The 4,770-nt window shown below is 72.5% G+C and carries 3 protein-coding genes and 1 pseudogene; 2 read left to right on the top strand and 2 right to left on the bottom strand.

The window, feature by feature from the left end; genetic code table 11:
* Positions 1-672, top strand: a pseudogene (locus ACFTZL_RS41170) (hypothetical protein); the annotation flags it as partial.
* An 80-nt stretch (positions 673-752) separates the two neighbouring features.
* Positions 753-2,969, top strand: a complete 2,217-nt coding sequence (locus ACFTZL_RS41165) for a glycoside hydrolase family 3 N-terminal domain-containing protein (protein WP_382594590.1) — start codon at positions 753-755, stop codon at positions 2,967-2,969.
* Here ACFTZL_RS41165 and ACFTZL_RS41160 read toward each other — a convergent pair.
* Together ACFTZL_RS41160 and ACFTZL_RS41155 are read right to left on the bottom strand one after the other, a co-directional pair.
* The gene (locus ACFTZL_RS41160) at positions 2,933-3,811 is read right to left on the bottom strand and encodes a carbohydrate ABC transporter permease (RefSeq protein WP_382594584.1); all 879 of its coding nucleotides are present in this window, start codon (positions 3,809-3,811) and stop codon (positions 2,933-2,935) included. The two genes, ACFTZL_RS41165 and ACFTZL_RS41160, sit on opposite strands and share 37 nt — an antisense overlap.
* Positions 3,808-4,746 carry a carbohydrate ABC transporter permease gene (locus ACFTZL_RS41155; protein WP_382594587.1) on the bottom strand — a complete coding sequence of 313 codons (939 nt, stop codon included), beginning with the start codon at positions 4,744-4,746 and terminating at the stop codon, positions 3,808-3,810. Before ACFTZL_RS41155 ends, ACFTZL_RS41160 begins: the two co-directional genes overlap by 4 nt.
* Positions 4,747-4,770 lie beyond the last annotated feature (24 nt).

The following is a 4,770-nucleotide window of genomic DNA, read 5'->3' as shown; positions in this document are numbered from 1 at the left end:
GTGGACGGCGACGGCTGGCTCCTCGGCGACGACGGCAGCGGCTTCTGGATCGGCCGCGCGGCGGTCCGGGCTGCGCTGCGGATGGCCGACGGGAGGGGCGCGCCGACCGTGTTGGCGGAGCTGGTGGGACGAGAACTCGGCGTGCCGGGCGACGTGCTGCCCGGCGGAGCGTCCGGTGGTGCGGTGCTAAGACTGTCCCCCGACGTGGTCCAGGGCGTCGCGGAGGGCGCCTCGCGTGAGGCGCGGCACGAGGCGGTGCAGCCCACGAGCGGTTCCCCGGTCGACCGGCGCCCCCTCCCGCCGCACGACGACACGCCCTGGTCCCGCCTCCACCGCGAGGCCTACCGCAGGCACCTGCTGCCCGCCGTCATGGCCGAGCCGCCCATCCGCCTGGCACGGCTCGCGCCGCTGGTCGTCGAGGCGGCCGGGGACGCCGTCGCCCTGGCCGTCCTGGATGAGGCGGCCGACCAACTCGCCGAAGCCATCAGGGCGTTGGACCCACGCCCAGGAGAACGCGTCGTGGCCACCGGAGGTCTGCTCGGGCCCGACGGACCGCTCACCTCGCGCCTGGAGGCCCGTCTCCGAACCCTCGGCCTGACCCTCGACCGGGTCCCCGACGGCCGCCGGGGCGCCGTGGCCCTGGCCCGGCTCGCCCACGAGGGCCGTACGTGACCGCCACCCGGCAGGGCACGCCTCTGTACCGCGACCCCGCCGCCCCGGTCGACGACCGCGTCCGCGATCTGCTCGCGCGGATGACCCCGCGCGAGAAGGCCGGCCAGCTCAACCAGCGGATGTACGGGTGGGACGCCTACCGCCGCACCCCCGACGGCGGCTTCGAGCTCACGGACGCCCTCCGTGCCGAGACCGAGCGCTTCGCCGGACTCGGGGCCCTGTACGGGCTGCTGCGCGCCGACGCCTGGTCGGGTGTCGACCACACCACCGGGTCCGGCGCCGAGGCCGGTGCCGAACTGGCCCACCTCGTCCAGCGGCATGTCGTCGAGCACAGCCGGCTGGGCATCCCGGCCCTGTTCGTCGAGGAGGTGCCGCACGGGCACATGGCCCTCGACGGCACGGTCCTGCCCGTCAACCTGGCCGTCGGCGCCACGTGGGACCCCGGGCTGTACGAGCGGGCCGCCGCCCTCGCCGCCGCCGAACTGCGCGCCCGCGGCGGCCATGTCGCCCTGGTCTCGGCCCTGGACATCGCCCGGGATCCGCGCTGGGGCCGGACCGAGGAGTGCTTCGGCGAGGACCCGTACCTGGCCGCCCGGCTCACCGAGGCGCTCGTACGCGGTATGCAGGGAGAGCGGGAACCGGGCGGGCTCTTCGCCCCGGACAAGGCCCCCGTCGTCCTCAAGCACTTCGCCGGGCAGGGCGCCACCGTCGGCGGCCGCAACTCCGCCGAGTCCGAACTAGGACCGAGGGAACTGCACGAGATCCACCTCCCCGCCGCCCACGCCGGTGTCCGGGCCGGAGCCGCCGCCGTCATGGCCGCCTACAACGAGGTCGACGGGATGCCCTGCTGCGGCAACCGTGCCCTGCTCACCGGACTGCTGCGCCACCGCTGGGGTTTCGACGGACTCGTCATGGCCGACGGACTGGCCGTGGACCGGCTGGCCCGCGTCACCGGCGACAAGGTCTCCGCCGGTGCCCTCGCACTCGACGCCGGGGTCGACCTGAGCCTGTGGGACGAGGGCTTCACACATCTGGAGGAGGCCGTCGAGCGGGGGCTGGTGAGCGAGCAGGCCCTGGATCAGGCGGTCGCCCGGGTGCTACGGCTCAAGTTCCGCCTGGGACTGTTCGAACAGCCCTACAGCGCGGGCCCGTTCCCGGACCCCGCCGCCGGACGCGACCTGAGCACCGCACTCGCCAGGGCCGCCGTCACCCTCCTCCACAACGACCGAGGCACGCTGCCCGTACCGACCGGCTCCCGTATCGCCCTCCTGGGGCCGCACGCCGACACCGTCGCCCACCAACTGGGCGACTACACCGCCCCGCAGCGCCCCGGTACGGGCACCAGCGTCCTCGACGGACTCCGGCGAACCGGCGCCGACGTACGCCACGCCAAGGGCTGTGCCCTCACCGGCGACGACCTCTCCGGCATCCCCGAGGCGATCGCCGAGGCCGCCGCGTCCGATCTGGCCGTGCTCGTGCTGGGCGGCAGCAGCGCCCGTACGCCCGGCACGGAGTTCGACGCCAACGGCGCCGCGCGCACCGTCGAGTCCGAGATGACCTGCGGCGAAGGCGTCGATCTGGCCGGGCTCCGGCTCGGCGCGGCCCAGCACGCCCTGCTCGACGCCGTCACGGCGACCGGCACACCCACCGTCGTCGTCCTCGTCCAGGGTCGCCCGCACGCCGTCCCCGAAGCCGCCGAGCGGGCCGCCGCGCTGCTCTCCGCCTGGTACCCGGGCCCCTGGGGCGGCGAGGCGATCGCGGACGTCCTGCTCGGACGGGCCGAGCCTGTCGGCCGGCTGCCCGTCTCCGTGCCGCGCTCGGCAGGTCAACTGCCCGTCCACTACAACCACAAGGACACCGAGTACGGCGGTTACGCCGACGACAGCGCCGAGCCGCTCCACTCCTTCGGACACGGGCTGTCGTACACGAGCTTCGCCTACGGACCGCCACGGCTGTCGGGGCGGACCGTCGAGGTCGACGTCACCAACACCGGGGAACGGCACGGGCGTACCGTCGCGCAGCTCTACCTGCGCCGCCTCGTCACGCCGGTCTGGCCGCGCTCGCTGGAACTCCGGGGTTTCCGGGCCGTCGAGCTGGAGCCCGGGGAGTGCCGTACGGTCGCATTCAGCCTGGGGCCGGACCAACTCGCCCAGGTGGGCGCCGATTTGGAGTCCGCGGTCCTGCCCGGCACGGTCGAGATCCGCGTCGCGGAGTCGGCGCGCCGGGCCCTGACCGCCGTACCGGTCGAGCTCCGGGTCGATCAGAGCTTCACGGCACCGGACGAGACGCCCTTGTAGAACCACCGCTGGGTGATGACGAACAGCACCAGCACCGGGATCACGGAGATCACCGAGCCGGCCATCACCATCCGCTGGTCGTAGCCGAACGACGAGCTCTGGAGCCGGGCGAGACCGAGCGTCAGTGTGAAGTGCTCCTCCGAGCGCAGCACGATCAGGGGCCACAGGAAGTCGTCCCAGGCGCTGATGAAGGTGTTGATGGTGACGACGAGGATCGCGCCGTAGGCGGAGGGCAGATACAGGTACCGGAAGCGTTTCCACTCGCCCGCCCCGTCCAGCATCGCCGCGTCCTCGATCTCGCGCGGTACGGCGAGGAACGCGGCTCGCATGATGAGGACGTTGATCGCGGCGACGAAGCCGGGCAGCCAGACGCCGGCCAGATGGTCGACCAGGCCCATGTCCCGGATGCTGAGGAACAGCGACACCATGATCGACTCGAAGGGGAACATCATGGACGCCATCAGCACCACCCAGACCAGCTTGCGGCCCTTCCAGCCCGGCTTGGACAGCATGTAGCCGGCCAGGGTGGAGAAGACGAGCTGGCTCGTGACGGACAGCGCGACGATCACCAGGCTGTTCCCGATGTACGTCCACACCGGGACCTGGTCGAAGATCTCGCGGTAGGCCCGCAGGGTCGGGTGGTGGGGGATCAGCGAGGCACCGGCGCCGAAGACGTCCTCGCCCGCGCCCTTGAGGGACGACAGCAACTGCCACAGCAGCGGGCCGACGGTGATGAAGAGGACGAACACCAGCAGCAGATAGCGGAAGACGAGTTCGCGCGGGCGGCCGTAGTCCCGCCAGCGGGGCATCAGACGTCGGCGCTTGTCGACGGCGGTCGTCATGCCTCGTCCTCCTTCGTCAGGCGCTGGGCGAGCAGCGTGAGGCCCAGGGTCAGGGCGAACAGGGCGACGCTGACGGCGGCGCCGTAGCCGGCGTTGCCGGTGAGCGGGTCGAGGCCGACGTCGCGGATGTAGAAGGGCAGCGTGCGGTCGGCGCCGCCGGGGCCGCCGGTGGAACCGCCCAGCATGTAGATCTCGGTGAAGACCCGCAGCGAGCCGATGCCGGTCAGGGTGCCGACGAGCATCATCGACTGGCGCACGCCGGGCACGGTGACGTGCCAGAAGCGGCGCACGGGACCCGCGCCGTCCACGGCCGCCGCCTCGTGCAGTTCCTTGGGGACGTTCCCGAGGGCGGCCAGGTAGAAGATCATGTACCAGCCGAGGCCCTTCCAGAGCGTCAGGCCCATCGCCGACAGCAGGATCAGCCACGAGTCCGACAGGAACGGGACGGCCTCCCGGATGATGTGGGCCTTCTGCAGCCAGGTGTTGACCAGCCCCTGGTCGCTCAGCAGCCACTGCCAGCTCAGGCCCACGACCACGCTGGAGGCGAGCACCGGCGTGTAGAAGGCGGAGCGGAAGAAGCCGATGCCCGGCAGGTTCTTCTCCACGAGGATCGCGAGCAGCAGCGGCAGCAGCACCATCAGCGGGACGACGAACAGCGCGTACAGCAGGCTGTTGCGGGTGGCCAGCCAGAAGTCCGGATCGCCCAGCATCCGGCGGTAGTTGTCCAGCCCGACGAGGTTGTACGCACCGCCGAGCGGCTTGGCGTCGGTGAAGGAGACGACGACCGTGTTGAGGAACGGGAACACCCCGAACACGGTCGCGGCGATGATCGCCGGGGTCATCCACAGCCAGGGCAGCCACCAGCGGCGGTGGAGCGCCGCGCCCCCCGCGTCGGCGCTCGGGCCGGGCGTCACGAAGCGGAGGGCGCGGCGCAGGGGCCCCGGCGGCCGGGAGGAGGG

This window comes from Streptomyces sp. NPDC056948, assembly GCF_042674225.1.
Classification (GTDB): domain Bacteria; phylum Actinomycetota; class Actinomycetes; order Streptomycetales; family Streptomycetaceae; genus Streptomyces; species Streptomyces purpurascens.
Note: the sequence above shows the minus strand (reverse complement) of the source record. Positions and strands in the feature narration are given on the sequence as shown.

Coding starts and splice junctions, on each gene's coding strand:
- ACFTZL_RS41165 (WP_382594590.1), top strand. CDS start 753: ATGACCCCGCGCGAGAAGGCCGGCCAGCTCAACCAGCGGATGTACGGG.
- ACFTZL_RS41160 (WP_382594584.1), bottom strand. CDS start 3,811: ATGACGACCGCCGTCGACAAGCGCCGACGTCTGATGCCCCGCTGGCGG.